Below are 21,432 nucleotides of genomic sequence, written 5' to 3' on the forward strand. Positions count from 1 at the left end.
TTTTCTTATTATAGCAAAATACACAGGGCAATAAAATAGCCCCCCATAAGCAGTAATCCGGTCGGTACGGCTACACGCGCCCATTCACGGCTTTTGATACCCAGTTTTTCAGCCGCTACAATGTTGGGCAAATTACCCTGCACGAGCATACTGCCAAAGGCCGCCAATCCGATAACCATATACGTTAAATCGGTCGGGGAAATGGTAGGCACAATTTCAATTGCGGCAAGCGTAGCGTTATCAATGATAACCGACACCGCATTGGCAAAAAACAGTATTTTCCCGCCGAGATGGGCTATCGTACTTTGGGCCAGCGGCCGCAAGCCCGTGCTAATTAAATGCAACGCCGCCACGAACATATAAATATGCCAAGTACGACGTAAAACGGAACTGTATGTTTCTTTATCTTCCCGGATATACATTTGCAACCCCGTGCCGGCATGACGCGCAGTATATCCGGCGGCTATCGCCAATACGGCCACCCCGGGTAATATCCAACCGGCAAAATGGCGTAAGGCAAAAAAGAAATCGGCATTATAAGGTGGTTCGGAAAGCGCCTGTTTCATCACAAGGCCCATCGGTTCGGCCAGTGGGGTGAGTACGGCGCCTAACCCAATGGCATAGCAGGCAAAAACCGTAATAAAAACCGTTTGGCGGTGCTCCAAATTAACCACTTTTAACACTTCGGCCAACACGAGCGCCGACACCGTCACGCTTACTAAAGACGACGACAAACCCAACACAAAAATCAGTAATGCAAAACTATAGCGCGGCTCCAAGGCCTTAAAAAAGGTAAATAATACGCGAAAAATATAGCGTGAGTAATTATTAAAAATCACACTGACAACTAATACAATAAAGGCTACATTGACCGGATATTTTAAGGTTTCGTAGAGAAAATCAACACTCCACCCCCCACTGACGGTAACGGCCGTTGCCCCTACGCTAAGTAAAAAAATTTCCAAGTGGCTTTCTACCCATCTTGACGTAAGCGGCCAAACGAGCAAATTTATGACGATAATTCCTAACAATATATTTACCCACAATGGGGTTTGTGCAACTACAGTTTCCATAGATATATTTTACTAAATTGACGGAAATAACGCAGAAAAACACATAAATTTAGTACAATAAAAAGGTAGAAAAAATCTATTGCAAATTACAAAGGAGAAAAATCAGCATGAAAAAAATTATTGCTTTATTTGCGGTATGTGGTTTAGCCGCTGTTGCCGCGTATGCCGATGATTGCGGATGCGCCTCGATGGACGTTACCTGTGTAAACAACTGCACGTTGTCTAAAATTAGCAACTTGCGCAAAAATGTTCAAGCACAAAAAGCGGCCGCAGCCAAAAAAGTAAAAGCCGTTAAAGCCCAACAACAAGCCGCTCAAAACAATTCTGCGGTAGAAGACGTTAAAGCCCAAGCCAAGGCTAAAAAAGAAGAATTAAAAGCCAACGCTCAAGCCCGCAAAGAAGAGGCCAAACAACAAGCCGCGGCCAGAAAAGCCCAAGCCGAACAAGCCAAAGCCGACGCTAAAGCCCAAGCCAAACAAGCCAAGGCCGATGCTAAAGCCAAAGCCGAACAAGCCAAGGCTGAAGCTAAAGCCCAAAAAGAACAAGCCAAAGCCCAAGCCAAAGCACAAAAAGCAGCCGCTAAGGCTCAAGCCGAACAAGCCAAAGCCGACGCTAAAGCCAAAAAGGCCGAAGTAAAAAACAACGTCAAAAACGCTAAAGCCGATGTAAAAGCCAAAAAAGCGGAAGTCAAACAAACCGCCAAAGATGCTAAACAAGCGTTCAAAGACGAACAAAAAGCGTGGAAAGAATTAGCCAAATAAGTTAATTCAAATTCACTTTAAAAAACCCCCGGCCGCAAGCCGGGGGTTTTTATTGTAAGAAGTATGACTTATAAGTCTTTTTGATACACACGGTAGCGTTTATACAGGTGGCAACCGCATTCTTCTATGCCGCGAATCATCCCGGCGTTATCTTCTAACACCCACGAAAGTTCGGCCGCGTTCCATACGGCTACCCCGTGGGTAACGATATGCTTAATTAAAATTAAATCAAGACCGCGTTTTCTAAATTCCGGCATCACACCCAGCATAATCAGCCGCGCATCCTTAATATGTTTCCACGCCCACAAGGCTTTTAACACGCGCCACGGATTTTTCAAACTTCCGCGCAAAATTTTAAGCACGTGATTCATATTGGGAATACAAATATAAAAGCCGGCCGGAACACCGTTTTCTTCAATAACGCAAGTGCCTTCTATGCGGATAATGGGTTTTAATTCTTTGACGATATCGGCCATCCCTTGTTTGGTTAACGGCACAAATCCCCAATTTTCGGCCCATGCGGCATTGTAAATCTTGCGGATGATTTCGGCTTCTTCGTCAATGTTTTTCAAATTCAAACGGCGCAGCGTAATGCCTTTGGCGCGTTCACACCGGGCACACACTTTCAAAAACCGCTCGGAAAAGACATCGTCTTTGGTGCGGTAAAACGCCAACAAATCTTTTACTTTTGTTAAACCGGCCTTTTCTATTAAACCCGCGTAATAGGCAAAATTGTACGGCATCATAATGGCGGGCATACTGTCAAAACTATCTACGAGCAGTCCGTAGACGTGATTGCTGGACGGATTAGCCGGGCCGCGCATTTTTTCTACGCCTTGTTTTTTGAGCCAACCTTGTGCGGCTTGAAATAAAGCAGAAGAAACTTTCTCATCGTTAATTGAGTCAAAAAATCCGAAGAATCCGATATTTTCTTTATGATATTCGTTGTGCGCACGATTGACAAGCGCCATAATGCGCCCGACGGGTTTTTCCCCCTCATACGCCATAAAAAGCGCGCGCGAAGCAGACGCCCAAAATGGGTTTTTTTCATCCAATAAATGCCGGGTATCGGCTTTTAATTCCCCCACCCAATACGGATTATCTTTATATAAGGTAAAGGGGAACTCAATAAAGGCGTTTAATTCTGCCGGGGAAGAAATTTCTTTAATCTGCATAATTTTCGTAAAGAAAAACCCCGCACAAGGCGGGGTTTTGACAATCTATATTATTTAATAATACCAATCGCGCGGCCCGCTTGTGCAAAAGCGTCCACGATTTTTTGGACATGTTCATCCGTATGTGTCGCCATCAAGGTCAAACGCATCAGTGCGTGTCCGGGCGGCACCGCGGGACTAATGACCGGGTTAGCGAAAATGCCCAGTTCATGCAACGCACGCCACATCTTAAAGCAGTTTTCATTACTACCGACGTGGACGGGCAAAATCGGCGTAGTGCTGGTGCCCAAATCGTAGCCCAAATCTTCCAGGCCTTTTTTGAGTTTCGCCGTCAAACGGAACAGATTATCGCGCCGTGACGTATCGTTTTCAATCAGTTCCAACGCTTTTGTAATAGAAGCAATACAAGACGGCGGCATAGAAGCCGAGAAAATCTGACTGCGTGCGTTGTGACGCATATAGTGGATAACATCTTCATCGCCCACCACAAATCCGCCGACCGTAGCAAACGTTTTAGAGCAGGTACCGACGATTAAATCTACTTCACCGTTTTCCAAACCGAAATACTCGCACGTACCGCGCCCCGTTTTACCGATAATACCCGTAGCATGCGCGTCATCTACCATAATACGCGCACCGTATTTTTTACCGATTTTAACAATATCGGGTAGCGGGCAAATATCCCCTTCCATACTAAACACGCCATCTATAATAATCAGTTTTCCGGCATCGGCGGGGATTTTAGCCAACACACGTTCCAAATCGGCCATATCGTTGTGCTTAAAGCGAACCATTTCGCCTTCGGACATTTTAACACCGTCCAAAATGCTGGCATGGTCTAATTTATCCACAATAGCATAGTCACCTTTTTTCATTAAGCACGACACGACACCTAAATTCATTTGATAACCTGTGGCGAATAAAAGTCCGGCTTGTTTGCGTTTGAATTGGGCTAATTTTTTCTCTAAATTATCGGCGAGTTTTGTGTTTCCGTTGAGTAAGCGAGATCCGGCCACACCGGTACCGTATTTCTGCACCGCTTCCACAGCGGCTTTTTTCATCTCGGGGTCATTGGCTAAACCCAAATAGTTGTTAGAACCTGCCATGATATAGGTTTTGCCGTCTAAAATTACTTCCGGTCCTTGGGCCGATTCAATCGGTTGGAAATAGCCGTAAATGCCCATACGCATCGCAATTTTGGCGTCTTTGTAATTTCTGCACTTCTCAAAAATATCAGCCATACTGGTTATCCTCTCACAACGCATAAACTATGCTACTTGCTTACTTTTTTAATAATGTTTGTAGTAGAACGTCCTTTTAACAAGGCAAAACGCACTACTTTTTTTGCAAATTCACGGCCGACAATTTCACTCGGCTTGTAATCTCCGCCCTTGACGAGCACGTCCGGGCAGACATTTTTAATTAAATTATACGGCGTATCTTCGTCAAAAATACATACCGCACTCACGCTTTCCAAGGCGGCTAACACCAAGGCTCGGTCACTTTGCGTATTGACGGGACGAGTCGGGCCTTTCAAGCGGCGCACGGATGCATCACTGTTAAGCCCCACAATCAGCGCGTCGCCTTTGCTGCGCGCAAACTCTAATACGCTGACATGTCCGGCATGTAAAATATCAAAACAACCGTTAGTAAAAACGATTTTTTGCCCTTTTTTACGGGCATTTTCTACCCACGTTTTTAACTGACGCGGCCCTAAAATTTTACTTTTTGCTTTCATCTTCTTTAAGCATCCGTTCAATAAATCCCGTATCGGTATTTCCGGTAATAAAATCGGGGTTATTTAAAATTTTCTGATGAAAGGGGATCGTCGTTTTTATACCGCTAACCGTAAATTCTTTCAAACACCGGCGGCTGCGCGCTAACGCGCGGGCGCGGTCGGGCGCGGTAACAATCAGTTTGGCAATCAAACTGTCGTAATACGTCGGGATTGCGTAGCCTGTATAAACGTGGCTATCCAAACGAACGCCTAATCCGCCGGGTAATGTCCATTGGCTAATCGTACCGGGACAAGGAGCGAAATTGTGTTCGCTGTCTTCGGCATTAATGCGGTGTTCGATGGCGTGGCAGTTAATAACGCTGGCTTCTTTTTGGGTAAGCGGCAACTTTTCACCTTGTGCCAGTTGAATTTGTAATTTGACAAGGTCTTGCCCACATACTTCTTCCGTTACCGGGTGCTCCACTTGCAAACGCGTATTAACTTCCATAAAATAAAATTCTTTCGTGGGTGCCATTAAAAATTCCACTGTTCCCACGCCGCGGTACGAGGCGGCTTTGACGAGTTTGCATGCGGCTTCTTGCAATCTCACGCGTGTTTGTTCATCTACGAACGGTGAGGGCGATTCTTCCACGAGTTTTTGGTGGCGGCGTTGCAAACTGCAATCACGTTCGGCAAAGGCAACGACGTTTCCATAATTATCGGCAGCCACTTGCACTTCAATATGGCGCGGATTCAAAACGAGTTTTTCAAAATACATCCGATCGTCGCCAAAGTTAGCACGCGCTTCGGCCTGCGCGGTTTTAAGCATACGGTCTAAATCTTCTTCTTTATAACACGCGCGCATACCTTTTCCGCCGCCGCCGAGCGCGGCTTTAATCATCAGCGGAAAACCGATTTTGCGCGCTACTTCTTTGTAATTTTTACCGACGACGCCATCAGATCCGGGTGTTACCGGCACGCCGGCTTTTACCGCCATGGCTCGCGCGGTGGCTTTTTCGCCCAAGTGGGCAATAGATGTAGCATCCGGCCCGATAAAGGTAAGCCCCGCAACAGCAACAGCGTTGGCAAATTCGGCATTTTCCGATAAAAACCCATACCCCGGGTGAATTGCATCGGCGCCGGTAAGTTTCGCGGCCGTTAAAATAGCATCTATATTTAAGTAACTTTGCAACGACGGGGCGGCCCCAATGCAAACGGCTTCGTCGGCCAAACGCACATGCAAACTATTGCGGTCGGCTTGTGAATAAACAGCCACCGATTGGATATTCATTTCTTTTAAGGTGCGGATAATACGAAGGGCAATCTCGCCGCGGTTAGCGATAAGCACTTTTTGAAACGGAGTAATTTTCAAATCGCTCGCCATTTATTTCTCCTGCGGCTCAATAAAAAATAGCGGCAACCCAAACTCTACCACATTGCCTTCCTGCGCGGCTACTACACGTAATTTACCGGTAACGGGCGCCGTGATTTTATGTTTTTTAGAAAAAGTTTCCACAATACCTAACGGAGCACCTTTCTCAATGATTTGGCCTTCGGTAAGTGTAAGATTTTGGCCTTTTTCGGCGGCGTGATAAATGCCAACCGCCGGCGACGTTACCGCGCTAAGCGAGCAAGCAAATTGCGCCGGTTCGGGTAATGCTTCTTGCGTTTTAATTTCAATAGAATCGCCATTGTTTTCATAACAAAATTCGGCTAAATCGGTAGTTTTAAGCCAGTCGGTTACTTCTCTAATTAGTTTAGTATCCATATGGTTTCCTTAGTACATCTATAAAAAATACTTATGATTATTTTACCATTTTTTTACCGTTTCGGGCCGAAACTAATACTTTTTTCCCCTTTACGAAAGTTAGTGAAAAATTTACCATACCCCTATGAACATACTTTCTTTGATTAAATTAGTAGTTTGGTTAGCGATTTGCCAATTACCCGGCATAGTAGGAGTATCCTATGTCTTTAACAATATGACGTGGTACCGTTCTTTGATGCACCCAACGTTCTCCCCGCCCGAAGCGGTGTTCGGCGTTATGTGGAGTGTATTATATATTCTGTTGGGAATCAGTGCGTTTTTAACATTTCGCGAAAAATTACACGGCCGGGCAATGATGCTGTTTGTGTTGCAACTGGCCTTAAACGCGTGTTGGACGCCGGTGTTTTTCGGCGCGCATAGTTTGTTGGGGGCCCTTGTGTTGATTGTTGCCATGCTGATTGCGCTGGTTTTTTTGTTTCGCGCCTTGTGGCCCATTAGCCGCGTAGCCGCCTGGCTACTTGTACCGTATGGATTATGGCTTGCTTTTGCTACTTATTTAACCGCCGCTACTTGGTGGATGAATTAACCTATAACGAACCCGTAGCCGATAATTGCTGACACAATTTGCGTTGGATAGCCGTAGCCGTTCCATTAGGATAGGCAGAGCAATCCACGCGATTTGGGGAGTTGGGCATCACAAAAATATAATACACATCCCCACTTCCATTTTGAGCGACATGTTGGGCAACTGCCAGTTGTGCTCCTCCGTCACCTGAAGGCGAATAAATAAAATATTTCGTTTGGATACGTTTGCCACCCAAGCTCGTAGTAAGAGAGCCGGGCACCTCTATATCCAATAATTCCATTTCATCTTGCGTAGCATATCGTCCGTTGGCCATATAAAAAGCCTGATTGGCGTTAGCAATCGTCCGCACCATAGTAACCGCTTCCGTCATACGCGCTTTTTCCACCGCTTTTTGATATTGTGGTAAAGCCACCGCCGCTAAAATACCGATAATCAAAACTACTACCAATAATTCTATTAACGTAAAACCGCCTAAACGGCCCGACATTTGTTTTTTCATACTTTTGCTCCTTATTTGTCAAAATATTCCGACAAACAAAATCTTAACAAAAAAAAAAACGATGTCAAGTAAAACTTTTTCCGACGAAGAAATACAAAAAAAGAACCCCCCGGATTAACCGGGGGCTCTGTTACAAGTAGTGAATAATTAGGTAATTTATTTCTCTTTGTGGAAATGCCGAAATATCTCCATTCCCGTTTTAGCAACCTTAAATATTCCCGAATCTAAAAACGAGGACACATTGTCCAAAAGCACAAACGTGCTTTGCGTTTTATCCACTTTTTCCGCCGTGGAAATGGCCAAATACTCTACGGCTTGTGCCGTATGTAAAATTTGAATCAGCGTGCGAATCGCAAAAATGACGAGTACCACAAAAGCCACTACGGCCACGAGTACACAACCTTGGTATAAATCCATAAGTTTTCCCCCTTATATAATAAGTTTCTTACATTTAATCAGTTTGCGCTGGGAACGTCAAGCCCTTATTTTGCCTATTTTTTCGCTAAAATACTAAATTATATTGACAAACATTTCTTTATTAGTAATAATTACTAATAAGCAAAAAACAGCAAAAAAAAGAGTTGGCACATAAAAAATAATTTTTTCCCGACGGAAATAACTTTTTTATACAGTTGTCACAAATTATTCTATCGTCGTAATTTGCATTTTTTGTTTGTTTTTGTCAAAATCTTAAGAGCCGCGACTTATCCGCGGACATTTTTACCTAGGAAGACATTTATGGAAAACTCGGAAGTTATTACTCAAATCGTCAAGCGTGACGGTTCTGTTCAGCCCTTTGATTCGCGCAAAATTACAAAAGCTATCGCCAAAGCAGCAGAAGCAACCGGCGAATTTGATGAAGAAACTGCTAAAAAGTTAACGATTCGCGTCATTAACATTATCCAACAACTTTATTCGGATAAGATCCCCAACGTAGAAAACGTACAAGATATCGTTGAAGATGTGTTACTTACTTCTAACCACCACAAAACAGCCAAGGCTTACATCTTGTACCGCGACCAACACGCCCGCATGCGTGAAATTTCGTCCAAATTTAACGTAGATTTAGTGGACCAATACTTGCAACAAATTGACTGGCAAGTCAACGAAAACAGCAACATGGGCTATTCGCTCCAAGGCTTAAACAACTACATTTCTTCGGAAATCAGCAAAGTATATTGGTTAAATAAAATTTATCCGGCCAATGTAAAACGGATGCACTCGGAAGGGGATTTCCACTTGCACGATTTGGGACTTCTCGGTGCTTACTGCGTCGGTTGGGATTTGCAAGATTTATTGTTAAGCGGTTTTACCGGTGTCGTCGGAAAAGCCGAAAGCAAACCCGCCAAACACTTACGCACTGCGTTAGGCCAAGTAGTCAATTTCTTCTACACGTTGCAAGGTGAATCGGCCGGTGCGCAAGCATTTAGCAACTTTGACACCTTATTGGCTCCGTTTATCTATTACGATAAACTTACGTATGACGAAGTAAAACAAGCCCTTCAAGAATTTTTATTTAACGTCAACGTGCCGACCCGCGTCGGTTTCCAAACGCCGTTTACCAACTTGACGTTAGATTTAACCGTTCCTTCTTATTATAAGGACCAACCGGTTATCATCGGCGGAAAATTGCAAGACAAAACCTACGGCGAATTCCAAAACGAAATGGACATGCTCAACCGCGCCTTCTGCGAAGTAATGCTCGCGGGCGATGCCAAAGGCCGCGTGTTCACGTTCCCGATTCCTACTTATAATATTACGCGTGATTTTGATTGGGATAACCCCAAACTTTCTCCGCTGTGGGAAATGACTGCAAAATACGGTATCCCGTACTTCGCCAACTTCATCAATTCGGATATGAACCCCGAAGATGCACGTTCCATGTGCTGCCGTTTGCGCATTGACAACCGCGAATTGAGAAAACGCGGCGGCGGACTTTTCGGCTCGGCTCCGTTAACGGGTTCTATCGGCGTAGTAACTATTAACTTACCGCGCTTAGGATATTTATCCAAAAACGAAGAAGAATTTTTTGCCAACTTAAAAGACCGCATGGAAGTGGCCAAGACGAGTTTGGAAATCAAACGCAAAGTCATTGAACGCTTCACGCGCGGAAACTTATATCCGTATATGAGTTTCTATTTGCGCTCGGTACGCCAACGCTTTAACGAGTATTGGAAAAACCACTTCTCCACGATCGGTCTGGTGGGCTTAAACGAAGCATCCCTCAATTTAATCGGCGAAGATATCGGCTCGGAAAAAGGCCGCAAATTTGCCGAAAAAGTGCTTACGTTTATGCGTGAGACATTAGTTAAATTTCAAGAAGAAACCGGTAACAACTACAACCTGGAAGCCACCCCGGCCGAAGGGACTTCGTACCGCTTGGCTAAATTAGATAAGGAACGTTACCCGGATATCATCTGCGCTAACGAAGAAATGTATAAACAAGGTCACCAACCTTTCTATACCAACTCTTCGCAACTGCCGGTTAACTATACCGACGACGTATTTGAAATGTTGGACTTGCAAAGCACCATCCAATCCAAATACACCGGCGGAACGGTACAACATATCTTTACCGGTGAGCGCATCAAAGATTTGGAAGCAATGAAGAAGTTCATCCGCACCGTATGTGAAAAATATACGTTGCCGTACTTCTCCATCACACCTACGTTTAGCGTCTGCCCCAAGTGCGGCTACATTGAAGGCGAACATTTTGAATGCCCCAAGTGTAAAGCCGAACGTATGCAGGAGTTAGACCGTAAGGTGAAAATGCTGGAAGAACAACTTTACAGCAAATAACATACCTTTTTTGGGTTAGTTGTAATCTAAAAAAGCAGTTGCACCCGCAACTCTAAAAATACATAATAATGAAACGGGTAATCACGGGCCCGTTTCACCCGGCAAGACCGGATAAATACAATAAGGAGAATTAGTATGACCGCACAAGAAAAACAAGCAGTAGAAAACAAGATTTCCGAACTTAAAAAAGAAATGAACGACGTTCACGGTTCCAAATGTGAAGTGTACTCCCGCGTAGTAGGCTACCTGCGCCCGGTACAAAACTGGAACAAAGGTAAAAAAGAAGAATTCGGTATGCGCAAAAACATGAACGTCAACAACTGCAACTGCTCTTGCGGTTGCGATTGCGCCAGCGATAAATAAGTTTTTTCAGGGGGCACGGCAAGGTGAAATTTGGCGGACTTATCAAATTTACGCTGATTGATTTTCCGGGCCGGCCGGCGGCAGTAGTATTTACACAAGGATGTAATTTTCGTTGCCGCTATTGCCACAATCCGGAATTAGTATATCCGCATTTATTTACCGAAACCGTCCCCCACGAAGAAATTATGTCCTTTTTACAACGCCGCCAAGGAACCTTGGAGGGCGTTGTTGTTTCCGGCGGGGAACCTACCCTATTTGACGACTTGCCCGAGTTTATGGCCGAAGTTAAAAAACTGGGCTATAAAATCAAGTTAGATACCAACGGCTCGCGCCCGGCTATGATTCATCAGTTAATTGACGGCGGGCTGGTTGATTATATCGCCATGGACTTAAAAGCCCCGCTAGAAAAATACAGCCAAATCACCGGTATCATGACCAATCCGGAAATTATCTTGCAATCCATGGAACTTATCCGCCAAAGCGGGCTTGAATATGAGTTCCGCACCACCTACGACACTGAAGTCCTTTCTGAAAAAGATATTGAAGATTTGAAACAATTAACGCGCAATCAACACTACCGCGTGCAAGAGTGTTTGCCGGTGGCTAAAGAAAAAGCCACGTTAAAAGTTCTGCATAAAGAGATTTAAGTATTTGGTTTGAAGAAAAAATCCCCGCTCGTTGGAGCGGGGATTTTTATTTATCCGAAATGACTATCAATAACTAAACTCGCCTTTTTCGTACACGGTTACCGTGGTACCGTTTTTGAGTTTAGCGGTAACGCGTTTGTCTTCGGTATTGATTAAATCCCAATGTAATGACGAATCGTTAAAGCCGAGTTTCTTTTTGAATTCTTTAGTCATATCGCTTTGCGGCCCGGTGTAAGTATCGGCGTAACTGGCGCCGACGGCCACGTGGCAGTTACCGTATTTCCCGCCGAAGTTTTCATCGTACAAGATATCCGCCATAAATTTAGTGATTTTAGAGAAACGACGATCAGTAAGCGAAAACTCGCCGATTTGGCTGGCGCCGCGGTCCATGGCTAGCATCTTGCGCACAAAGTCGCCGCCTTTTTCGGCATCGGCTTTAATAACGCGCCCTTTCTTAAATTCCAACCGTACGCCTTTCACGTAATTACCGCTGCGATACGACGACAAATCGGCAAAATATACACCTTTTGTACCGCGCCAATCGGGTGAGGTGAAAATTTCAAACGACGGCACGTTGCACCCGCCACCGGCAATAAATTTACGTTTTTCGCCCACTAACACTTCAAAGTCCATGTGGGCCGATTCAATGTGCAGTGTTTCTATCGGAAGAGACGAAAGCCACAATCCGATTTCGGTAATTTGTTTCGTTACTTCCGCCCATTTTTTGACCGGATCTTTTTCATTTAAGAAACACGCGCGCGCCACTTGGTTAGCATATTCTTTGGCGGAAAGTCCGGCGCGTTTGGCGAGTTCTTCCGTCGGGTAATTGCACAACGTCCACGAAAATTGCCCCTTTTGTTCGCGCACGTCTAAAATTTCGCGCAAGGGTTTATGCGCTACGGCTGTTTGCGCAATGCGGGAAGGTTCTACTTGTTTCAAATACGTCAAATCTTCCGGTGCACGCAATGAAATGAGTCCGTTAATACCGCTTTGAAATTCTTTTTCACCGGGAGCAATAAATGACAGTTGTTTTTTATCAGCCGTCATATAAAAATTTTTCGCCATATTTTCAGGCGTATTAAAACGCAACACCGGCTGCAGGCGTTGCGCCAATAGTTGGTTATAAATTTCTTGGGCAAGCGGCATCGCGGCGATATCGGTGCGGAGCAAAACTACGTCGTAAGGTTTATATTTTCCGTTGCGACGCGCGGTCTTTAAGGCCCAAATCATTACTTGGGCATATTTTTCAAGTTGAGTTTTTGTCAGTAACATTTTGTTTCCCCCTTTTCTCTTATAATGTTATAATACAAAAAAAGGACGCTTTACAATGAAAAAATTATTTTTATCCCTTCTGCTGTTTCTTCCGTTAATCGCCTGGGCGGATGTATCACCCAAACCGGAAATGGAATTTTCGTTTATTTACAATACGCAAAATAAACCACTTATCGATCCGTTACTCAGTGAACAAATTCAATGTACGGATAACCAATGTTTAGAGAGCAAACCGCTGGGACATTATGGCTTGCAAAAATTATATTGCAAAGCAGGGAATTGTTTTTCAGTAGCGTACGAATATAGTGATTTCCAAAAATTAGTCATCGCATTTACCGACGGAACAAAACGGGAAAGTAATATCTTCCCCGCCGCGCACAAATTACGCGCACGTTATAACGTATATGTAGATAAAGATAAACTGACGGTAGAACCTTCCAATGTTACACCCGATTTAGGCGCTTGGGCCAGAGCCGATGCCTTATTCTCTTTATTTTTAGTTTTACTGTTAGAACTCATCGCCGCGGCGGCGTATTTGATGTACACGCAAAAAAGTTTTACGATTTTGTGGAGTGTAGCCGTAGCCAATGTAGTAACGATGGCAGTATCGTGGATATTGCTAGCGTGGTATGCGTCAGATACGGCGTTTTTATGGATATTTTATGTAGTAGCCGAAATGCTGATTATCCGGCTGATGAACATCCGCAAACTTGCCTTAAAAGATGCCTTTATGCTTGCCATCACCATGAACGTAACAAGTTATTCTATCGGTATGATTTTATCGTTCTGGCTGGCGGAACTGTTTTTTTAATACGGTAATAAATAGTAGCGCGCAGATCCCGAACTTCTATCATAGGGGGCTTGCATCACTTTTGTGCAATACGAACCTGCCGCCCCTGAAAAGACTATCCCGGCACTTGTTCTTTCGCCGCAGTAAAAAACATCTGTTTGTGTCGTTTGACCGTTGCCCAGCGTTTGGGAAGGGAGAATGAAAAACCCGGCTCCTTTATATTTCCCGCTAATTCGGCCCATCAAAAGATTTACGTTATCTTGCCCTTGATGCATTTGTAATGACCAATCCCCATTCGAACGCACTTCCCCTGTAACATCGGAGGCCCATTTGGTTGTGCCTGTCCACGGCACATCAATATCCAATTCATCAAAAGAAGAAGCGAACGCGCCATTAGCCATTTTATAAGCCAACTGAGCCTGATACACACTTTTGAGCAAGGTAAGGGCTTGCGTGGCACGGCTCTTTTCCACCGCTTTTGTGTATTGCGGCAAGGCTACCGACGCTAAAATACCGATAATCAAAACAACCACTAACAATTCAATTAACGTAAAACCGTTTGCGGGATGAGAGAAATTATTTTTCATAGGGTTATTCCTTTTATATATTTAACAAAATGTAACACAGAAAGAATATTGATAAATGATACTAAATTTTTACAGAGAGATTCGGTCACAAGTCGCTTCGCTGACGCTACGCTCTCGCGACCCCGGCTCGCGGTACTCGCCTTTGCCTAATGGCAAAACTCGTACATCGCTGCGCCTTTCGAATCTCTACGCGACACCAAGCAGTTGGTGTCGCTTTCACTCTCTCTTTATGAATTAAAAAAACACCCTTTCGGGTGCTTTTTTAATTCATACGGAGAGGGAGAGATTCGAACTCTCGATACGGTTTCCCGTATGCAGTCTTTCCAGGACTGTGCCTTCAACCACTCGGCCACCTCTCCAAAATCGGAGTGATTAAAACTACCTTTTTATTATAGCAAATTATAACCGGCTTGAAAAATTTACCGTCGGGATGAACCGAAAAGAAAACCAAACAACCGCCCTAAAAGCATCAGCGGTACTAAAATACATACGCTAAAAAGTATTACTGCCACCGTCGCCAAAAAACCTACGGTCAGGACTAACAGTCCCCCCAAAAGTCCGCCGTTATCACCTTGCACACGGGCGTGGTCTTTTGGAGCAGTGGGCGAAATCACTTGGCCCGTTTCATCAATAATTTCCGGCTCAATAATCTCCGACTGCGGCTGATTCATAGTTGTAAAATCAATTAGCCCGGCGCGGATACACGCTGTCTTGCGGTGTCCAATTAGCCAGCACTTCGGCAAAAGCACGCGCTTCGCGTTTGGCTCCGTCTAAATCATGCAAGCGGTAATTGCCGCATTCCCATGCGTATTTAGCCCCGGGGATTTCTCCCTCAAAATTAGCGATAAATAAAAATGCTTCGCACAGTAACGAAACCGCATCCGCGGCTTCCCATGTTCCGGCAATCAGTAAATCAAATCCGGTTTGGCAACCCATCGGCCCCCAATACAATACTTTATCAGCCCACGAAGAATGTTCGCGCAAATATACCGCACCTAAATGCTCCAGCGTATGAATAATGGCCGGAGTAAGCGGGGTTTGGCGGTACGGGGCTTTTAAGCGTACGTCAAAAGTAGTTACCACTTTGGGCCCCATTTGGTCGCGCCGGGCCACATAAATACCCGGGTTTAATTTTTCGTGGTCCACTTCAAAACTGGGAATTTTATTCATTCGCAAATTCCTCCGTTAACGCTAACAATAAGGCCCACGTCCGTTCAAAACCCGTATGAGCCATGGTCTGCCAAAAATTATCATATTGCGTTTGGTTAGTTTCGTGTTTTCCCGCCACATCACTAATCAGACGCATACATAAGAACGGAACATCATAACGATAACACACTTGGGCAATCGCAGTTGATTCCATATCACAGGCGAGTGCTTGCGGAAAATGTTTCAAAATTTTTGCAACCGGTTCAGCCCCGGATACAAATTGGTCGCCCGTACAGATAAGCCCCGTATGCACGGCATGCGGTGTTTTTTCATAGGCGCGCTCTGCCACAGATAACAAAACCGGTGAAGCCGAGAAATAAGTCGGCAAATCTTGCACTTGCCCGTACTCGTTACCTTCGCCGCACCACATATCGTGATATACATATTGCGTACCGATCACGCTGTCTAACGTGTTGAGCGCGGAGTTAAGTCCCCCCGCCACCCCGGAATTGATAATATAATCGGGGGCAAAATTTTTAATCATCTCCAGTGTACCGATAGCCGCATTGACTTTGCCCATACCACACTGCGATATAACAATTTCGCATTCGTTTAACTGACCTTTTATAAATTTAAACGGTCCGATTTTAACGGCCCGGTGTGTCTGCAAACGGGAAACCAGTTGCTCGCTTTCTTGGGATAATGCACAAATAATTCCTATTTTTGTCATAAAGCACCTCTTTAATATATTTTTACATAAATTTTCCCGCCGCGCAAGATTTAGTAAAATATATATAGGTTACGCGTGAAGTCACATCACGCAATTTCAAAAACCGAGGAAAAAATTATGTTACCCAAAGCGTATGAACCGCAGGAAGTAGAACAAAAACTCGCCGAAAAATGGCAAAAAGCAAAACTATTCGCCGCCAAGGCCGATAAAACCAAAAAACCGTTTGTTATTGTTATCCCCCCACCCAATATTACCGGGGCTTTACACATGGGCCATGCGTCCACCAACACGTTACAAGATGTGCTCATCCGCGCGCACCGCATGTTTGGTGAAGATGCCTACTGGGTGCCCGGCACCGACCACGGCGGTATTGCCACCCAAAACGTCATTGAAAAAAAACTTTCCAAAGAACAACATAAATCGCGCCACGATCTGGGCCGCGAAGAATTTGTCAAAACCGTTTGGGAATGGTACAACGAATGCGGTAACGCTATTTACACCCAATTTCGCAAAATGGGCTGGGCGCTTGATTTAAGCGATATTCGTTTTACGATGGACGAAAAACGTGCCAAAGCCGTTTATGAATGTTTCAAACAATGGTGGGATAAAAAATATATCTACCGCGGCAAACGCCTTATCAACTGGTGCGTGCGCTGCTCTACTGCACTGTCCGATATTGAAGTAGAACACGAACAGCACGCCGGAAAACTTTGGCACTTACGCTATAAAGGAGAGGATGGCTCGGACGGCATTGTTATTGCCACCACCCGGCCCGAAACCATTTACGCAGACGCCGCGATTGCCGTCAACCCCAAAGACAAACGCTTTGCGAAAATGATTGGTAAAAAAGTGATTATTCCCTTGGCTAACCGCGCTATTCCGATAATTGCCGACGAAGCTGTAGAAATGGAATTTGGTACGGGGGCACTTAAAATCACTCCGGCGCACGACGCGACCGACTATGAAGTCGGCAAACGCCACAACTTGCCCATTATGACCGTTATTAACGATAAAGGAAAGATGATCAACTGCCCCGAAAAATACTTGGGCATGGACCGAGATGTCTGCCGCAAAGAAACCGTCAAAGATTTAGACGCCGCGGGGCTGCTTGTCAAAGAAGAAAAATATACAAATAATGTTTCCACTTGCTACCGCTGCCACAGCACGATTGAGCCGTTTATGAGCGAACAATGGTTTGTCAAAATGGACCAACTCGCCGCGCCGGCTATCAAAGCCGCCGAAACGGGCAAACTCGCCTTTCACCCGGCCAACTGGAAAAATCCGTTTTTGAATTGGCTTAAAAACATACAAGATTGGTGCATTTCGCGCCAAATTTGGTGGGGGCACCGTATCCCCGTTTGGTACTGCCGCCATTGTAGCGAAAAAGGACTCACTTTCGCCACCGACCAACAAGGCCGCGAACAACTCACGAAAGTTTCTTTTGAAGACGGAGCCAAACCGATTGTGTCGTTTGACAAACCGGAGAAATGTCCGCATTGCGGCGGGCACGATTTAGTGCAAGATCCCGACGTGTTAGACACGTGGTTTTCGTCCGCATTATGGCCGATGTCCGTTTTCGGTTGGCCGGAAAAGACAACGGATATGGAACATTTTTACCCCACTTCTGTCATGGTAACGGGATATGAAATTTTGTACCTGTGGGTAGCGCGTATGGTAATGACCGGGCTTGATTTTACCGGGAAATTACCGTTTAAGGACGTATATTTGAACGGTATCGTACGCGATAAAAGCGGACAGAAAATGAGTAAGTCTAAAGGCAACGTCATTGATCCGTTGGATATGACCGCCAAATACGGTACCGACGCCGTACGCTTTTCGCTCTTAATGCAAGCGGTGCCGAGTAAAGATATTCCGTACGCCGAAGAAAGTATTACCGGTGCGCGTAATTTCTGCAATAAACTCTACAATGCTTCGCGCTTTATCTTAATGAATATGGAAGGGATCAACGGCCCGCTTGCCATGCCTAAAAACGTCACCGAACTGGCCGACAAGTGGATTATAGATCGCTTTACCAATGCCGTTAAAACGGCGCGCGAAGGTATTGAAAAATACAACTTGGCTTTGACCGCCAATACGCTTTATCACTTCTTGTGGGGTGATTTCTGCGATTGGTATATTGAACTGGCCAAACAACGTTTCCAGACGCAAGAAAAAGAACACGTTATGGCTTTGTGCGTGAACATTTTGTACGGTACATTGAAAGCGTTGCACCCGCTTATTCCGTTTGTAACGGAAGAAATTGCGGCGTCTTTGCGGCCGTATGTGGGAGAAAAAGAAGAATTTTTACTCAACCAAACCTACCCGCAATTTGAGGCCACGCTTTGCCACCCGGATGCCGTGCAAAAAATGGACGTTATCCAAGGGGTAACGCGTGTAATTCGCACGATTCGCAGTCAATTTAACGTGCCGCCGGGCCTTAAAATTTCTGCCGTTATCTCGGCTAAAGACGGAAACGATTTAACGATCGTGCGCGACTATGCCGCCTATATCAAGTTAATGGCAAAAATTGAGAATTTAACCATTGAAGTCAATGCCGCCAAACCGCAACAAACGGCTACCGCGGTATTTGAAAACTTGACGGTCTATGTACCGCTTACCGGCTTAATTGACTTTGATAAAGAACGCAAACGCTTGGAAAAAGAGTTAGCGCAAGCCAAAGCCAATATTGCCTCGCGCGAGGCGCGTTTATCGCAAGAGAATTTTATTAAACACGCTCCGGCGGAACAAATTCAAAAGACAAAAGACGAATTGGCCGCCGCCCAATTAGCACTTGCACAAGTAACCGCTTCTCTAGAGGACTTAAACTAATGAAACGCACCTTATTAACAGCACTGATTGTTGTATGTTTGCCGCTTATGGCTATCGGACAAGAAACCGATTGGAAAGTCTTGTCGCGTTATGAAAAAGCCCCTGTCAAAAAACAATTGGCTTCCCGTTTGACAGACTACGCCAAAATCAATACGCAAAGCCAATTGACGGACAAAGTCCCCAGCACGCCGGGGCAACTCAAATTGGCCAAGCAATTGGCGAAAGAACTGAAGAAAAACGGCGCGGTGCAAGTAAAAGTAGATAAATCGGGAATCGTCACCGCTCAAGTACCGGGCAACGCCGCCAACTATCCCACGGTTGCATTTTTTGCCCATTTGGATACAACGCCGTCCGTAAGTGCCCAAAATGTCCAACCGCAAACGCATACGTATAAAGGGGGAGAGATTGTCATCCATGCAGACAAAAAACTCGTTCTTAATACGTACAATGCCCCCCAACTGTTGCGTGCAAACGGCCACGAAATTATCACAGCGTCCGGCGATACATTATTGGGCGCGGATGACAAAGCCGGTGCCGCCATACTGCTTACCGCCGTACAATACTTATACGATCATTCGCAATTACCTCATGGTACGTTATATTTCGTATTCACACCGGACAGTTATTCCGGCAAAGGGATTGCCCAGTTAGATGCCGCGCAAATCCCCGCCGATTATGTCTATACGTTAGATGCGGGCGAATTAGGGCAGTTAGTTAGCGAAACCTTTAGCGGCAAACAGTTCAAAGCCGTTTTTGAAGGAGACCGTACCCCGCAATTATCTACGGCTATTCATTCGCCGTTTGCGGATAACATTTTAATGGCGTCCGATTTTCACACGTTGCTCCCGCGCCATAAACGCCCGGAAACAACCGCCAACAAAAACGGATTTATTTACGTGGATAACATCTCCACCCAAGGTAACCGCAGCGAAGTAACCGGTATTATCCGTGCATTTTCCGAAGCAGAATTGCAAACACTTACGCAAGAAGTAACCCAAGCGTTTAATACGGTAAAAAGCATGAACTATAAAGGGAAGAATTTTGCGCTCACGTTTGTCAGCCAAGATACCAATGTCAAAAATGCCTTGCCCGAAAAAACGCTCACCCGTGCCCAAACGGCTATGAAGGCCGAAGAAGTGACCCCTCTTTTAGCAGCCGCACGTCAAACAACCGACGCGGCCCGATTAGCCGTTAAAGGCTTGCCTGCCGCCGGACTGTTTACCGGATATTATCATCCCGGCACGCTGCTTGAATATGCGGATGTTGATGTCATGGAAGCCTCTTTCCGTACAGTACTGCGGCTGATTACTTCCCCTGCCAAATAAATACAAATTGGATAATATAGAACAGGCCGGAGCGTTTGCTCCGGCCTGTTTTGTTTTTAACAGAAGTTTTATCCGCGTGTACAAGTACAATTACCGCATGTACAATTTCTGTAGTGCCCACCAACGGCACAAGTATATACCGGATAAGAACCCTCCGGGCATGGGTTGGAACCGGGCAGTCCCGCATAGAAGAACGAATATCGTTTTCCGGTGTCGTTAAATGAATACCCCGGATCTATATGATCCAACTTTATCGTATGATTCTCCGTAATATTATTAGATACAGAATTCATGCAATAATAACTGGTATTACTGTATTCATAGCAACACCAATCTCCATTTGCAGGCCTTGTGGCACACCCCGGATTGGAAGCCGTACACGACGTACAACCCTGATAGACATACTGATAATTGGGGCTGGTGCAAGCATAACTTGTGACACCGTGATACCCATTAGTACATGTACAGTCGCTTCCACTCGGATTAGTTCCGCAGCAGGAACTCGTTGCTGAACATGAAGAATAAGCCTCACTCCCCGTTTTCCATTTGTGAGTAGACGTATTACAATAATGCGTCCGAGTACCACAGCCGGACGAATAGCCGCTTCCTGACGGGGTACAAGATTCCGTTGCATTCGCCGTACATTCTATTTCCACACATCCCGAAGTATCCCAATTGCCGCACGATCTGTCATACGAATTGGTACATGTACAAGTTCGGGTTTTTGTACCGGCATATCCACTAGGGCAAGAACCGGTTTCCGTTGTGGTTGCTCCCGGATTACACCGGCATGTCCAACTGGTGCTCCAGTAACCGTTTCCCTGACAGGTTTTAACTCTTGTACCGGCTAAACCATTATCAGAGCAACTATCTCCCTCAAGGAGGGTGTTTGTTGCCGTACAAGAACCGTAATCACCCCAAAAACCATTGGAACAAGTACGCGTTTGGCTACCGCATTGGTTACAGTCTCTACTTTGTTGCTGTCCACTAGTACATGCGCAATCCGCCACCGTACAAGAACCCCAAGCACCCCAAGTTCCGGTGTTGGTGTCGCAAGTACGTGTTTGTGTACCTGAGTTGTTACATCCGCAAGATCTCGTATTTGTATAACCACCTTCCGGAGCGCATTCGCAATGAACCCCTTGACAAGCACTCCAAGCGCTCCATTGACCGGTTGCCGTATCACAAGTACGTGTTTGCGTACCTGAATTATTACAACCGCAGGATTGTTCACTAGCCCCCGGACAAGGAATGGGCGGGTTGCAACTTTCTTCCGTAGCGGTATAATCCGCACGGGCAATCAGTTGGTTGCACGGCGGATAATCTTTATTTAATTTATCGCATTGGTTACCCGGTGCATCC

At 45.3% G+C, this 21,432-nt stretch carries 21 protein-coding genes and 1 tRNA gene; 8 read left to right on the plus strand and 14 right to left on the minus strand.

From position 1 onward, the window contains the following. Positions 1-8: 8 nt before the first annotated feature. Positions 9-1,073: a DUF1646 family protein gene (locus ACQY3H_RS01310; protein ID WP_428074061.1), complete on the minus strand. Its 1,065-nt coding sequence runs from the start codon at positions 1,071-1,073 to the stop codon at positions 9-11. Between the two features lie 107 nt (positions 1,074-1,180). On the opposite strand from ACQY3H_RS01310, the gene ACQY3H_RS01315 reads away from it, so the two are divergent. Continuing rightward, positions 1,181-1,834, plus strand: a complete 654-nt coding sequence (locus ACQY3H_RS01315) for a hypothetical protein (RefSeq protein WP_428074063.1) — start codon at positions 1,181-1,183, stop codon at positions 1,832-1,834. 68 nt (positions 1,835-1,902) lie between these two features. On the opposite strand, the gene ACQY3H_RS01320 is transcribed toward ACQY3H_RS01315, so the two are convergent. The 5 genes from ACQY3H_RS01320 to ACQY3H_RS01340 are packed head-to-tail and all read right to left on the minus strand — an operon-like array spanning position 1,903 to position 6,494. After that, entirely contained in the window at positions 1,903-3,009 is a 1,107-nt protein-coding gene (locus tag ACQY3H_RS01320) for an N-acetyltransferase (RefSeq protein ID WP_428074065.1), read from the minus strand. Between the two features lie 50 nt (positions 3,010-3,059). Continuing rightward, positions 3,060-4,250, minus strand: a complete 1,191-nt coding sequence (locus tag ACQY3H_RS01325; protein WP_428074067.1) for an aminotransferase class I/II-fold pyridoxal phosphate-dependent enzyme — start codon at positions 4,248-4,250, stop codon at positions 3,060-3,062. Positions 4,251-4,282: 32 nt separating this feature from the next. Beyond that, positions 4,283-4,747: a D-glycero-beta-D-manno-heptose 1-phosphate adenylyltransferase gene (gene rfaE2, locus ACQY3H_RS01330; protein WP_428074069.1), complete on the minus strand. Its 465-nt coding sequence runs from the start codon at positions 4,745-4,747 to the stop codon at positions 4,283-4,285. Then, the gene (gene accC, locus ACQY3H_RS01335) at positions 4,731-6,110 is read right to left on the minus strand and encodes an acetyl-CoA carboxylase biotin carboxylase subunit (RefSeq protein WP_428074071.1); all 1,380 of its coding nucleotides are present in this window, start codon (positions 6,108-6,110) and stop codon (positions 4,731-4,733) included. Before accC ends, rfaE2 begins: the two co-directional genes overlap by 17 nt. Next, entirely contained in the window at positions 6,111-6,494 is a 384-nt protein-coding gene (locus ACQY3H_RS01340; RefSeq protein WP_428074073.1) for an acetyl-CoA carboxylase biotin carboxyl carrier protein, read from the minus strand. Positions 6,495-6,618: 124 nt separating this feature from the next. Between ACQY3H_RS01340 and ACQY3H_RS01345 the strand changes: the two genes are divergently transcribed. After that, positions 6,619-7,080 (plus strand): TspO/MBR family protein, encoded by a 462-nt coding sequence (locus ACQY3H_RS01345; protein ID WP_428074076.1) that lies wholly within the window; start codon positions 6,619-6,621, stop codon positions 7,078-7,080. Between the two features lies 1 nt (position 7,081). Here ACQY3H_RS01345 and ACQY3H_RS01350 read toward each other — a convergent pair whose 3' ends face one another. Together ACQY3H_RS01350 and ACQY3H_RS01355 are read right to left on the minus strand one after the other, a co-directional pair. Next, on the minus strand, positions 7,082-7,579 hold the full coding sequence (locus ACQY3H_RS01350) for a type IV pilin protein (RefSeq protein ID WP_428074078.1): 498 nt from the start codon (positions 7,577-7,579) through the stop codon (positions 7,082-7,084). Between the two features lie 156 nt (positions 7,580-7,735). Further along, positions 7,736-7,996: a hypothetical protein gene (locus ACQY3H_RS01355; protein ID WP_428074080.1), complete on the minus strand. Its 261-nt coding sequence runs from the start codon at positions 7,994-7,996 to the stop codon at positions 7,736-7,738. 321 nt (positions 7,997-8,317) lie between these two features. Here ACQY3H_RS01355 and ACQY3H_RS01360 point away from each other — a divergent pair, with 321 nt between their 5' ends. From ACQY3H_RS01360 to ACQY3H_RS01370, 3 genes are all read left to right on the plus strand, one after another. After that, positions 8,318-10,378, plus strand: a complete 2,061-nt coding sequence (locus ACQY3H_RS01360) for a ribonucleoside triphosphate reductase (RefSeq protein ID WP_428074082.1) — start codon at positions 8,318-8,320, stop codon at positions 10,376-10,378. Between the two features lie 135 nt (positions 10,379-10,513). Then, on the plus strand, positions 10,514-10,741 hold the full coding sequence (nrdD, locus tag ACQY3H_RS01365) for an anaerobic ribonucleoside-triphosphate reductase (protein WP_428074084.1): 228 nt from the start codon (positions 10,514-10,516) through the stop codon (positions 10,739-10,741). Positions 10,742-10,764: 23 nt separating this feature from the next. Beyond that, complete coding sequence (locus tag ACQY3H_RS01370) at positions 10,765-11,388, plus strand: anaerobic ribonucleoside-triphosphate reductase activating protein (RefSeq protein WP_428074086.1); 624 nt, start codon at positions 10,765-10,767, stop codon at positions 11,386-11,388. Positions 11,389-11,454: 66 nt separating this feature from the next. On the opposite strand, the gene ACQY3H_RS01375 is transcribed toward ACQY3H_RS01370, so the two are convergent. Continuing rightward, positions 11,455-12,660, minus strand: coding sequence for an aminopeptidase (locus tag ACQY3H_RS01375; RefSeq protein ID WP_428074088.1), 1,206 nt, complete (start codon positions 12,658-12,660; stop codon positions 11,455-11,457). 55 nt (positions 12,661-12,715) lie between these two features. Between ACQY3H_RS01375 and ACQY3H_RS01380 the strand changes: the two genes are divergently transcribed. Then, a complete protein-coding gene (locus ACQY3H_RS01380; RefSeq protein WP_428074090.1) occupies positions 12,716-13,471 on the plus strand; it encodes a hypothetical protein in 756 nt (251 codons plus the stop codon). Here the strand turns inward: ACQY3H_RS01380 and ACQY3H_RS01385 are convergent. The 5 genes from ACQY3H_RS01385 to ACQY3H_RS01405 form a co-directional block, all read right to left on the minus strand. After that, positions 13,468-14,037 carry a prepilin-type N-terminal cleavage/methylation domain-containing protein gene (locus tag ACQY3H_RS01385; RefSeq protein WP_428074092.1) on the minus strand — a complete coding sequence of 190 codons (570 nt, stop codon included), beginning with the start codon at positions 14,035-14,037 and terminating at the stop codon, positions 13,468-13,470. The genes ACQY3H_RS01380 and ACQY3H_RS01385 overlap by 4 nt on opposite strands. 272 nt (positions 14,038-14,309) lie before the next feature. After that, a tRNA-Ser gene (locus ACQY3H_RS01390) sits at positions 14,310-14,396 on the minus strand. A gap of 60 nt (positions 14,397-14,456) precedes the next feature. Further along, positions 14,457-14,708 carry a hypothetical protein gene (locus ACQY3H_RS01395; RefSeq protein WP_428074094.1) on the minus strand — a complete coding sequence of 84 codons (252 nt, stop codon included), beginning with the start codon at positions 14,706-14,708 and terminating at the stop codon, positions 14,457-14,459. A 10-nt stretch (positions 14,709-14,718) separates the two neighbouring features. Next, entirely contained in the window at positions 14,719-15,207 is a 489-nt protein-coding gene (locus ACQY3H_RS01400; RefSeq protein ID WP_428074096.1) for an S-ribosylhomocysteine lyase, read from the minus strand. Further along, on the minus strand, positions 15,200-15,916 hold the full coding sequence (locus tag ACQY3H_RS01405) for a 5'-methylthioadenosine/adenosylhomocysteine nucleosidase (RefSeq protein ID WP_428074098.1): 717 nt from the start codon (positions 15,914-15,916) through the stop codon (positions 15,200-15,202). Before ACQY3H_RS01405 ends, ACQY3H_RS01400 begins: the two co-directional genes overlap by 8 nt. Positions 15,917-16,033: 117 nt before the next feature. On the opposite strand from ACQY3H_RS01405, the gene ACQY3H_RS01410 reads away from it, so the two are divergent. Together ACQY3H_RS01410 and pepT are read left to right on the plus strand one after the other, a co-directional pair. Next, positions 16,034-18,745, plus strand: a complete 2,712-nt coding sequence (locus ACQY3H_RS01410) for a valine--tRNA ligase (RefSeq protein WP_428074100.1) — start codon at positions 16,034-16,036, stop codon at positions 18,743-18,745. After that, entirely contained in the window at positions 18,745-20,070 is a 1,326-nt protein-coding gene (gene pepT / locus ACQY3H_RS01415; protein ID WP_428074102.1) for a tripeptide aminopeptidase PepT, read from the plus strand. The genes ACQY3H_RS01410 and pepT overlap by 1 nt, the downstream gene beginning before the upstream one ends. Positions 20,071-21,432: the final 1,362 nt, after the last annotated feature.

Origin of the sequence: Candidatus Avelusimicrobium luingense, assembly GCF_902757105.1 — a bacterium.
Lineage (GTDB): Bacteria > Elusimicrobiota > Elusimicrobia > Elusimicrobiales > Elusimicrobiaceae > Avelusimicrobium > Avelusimicrobium luingense.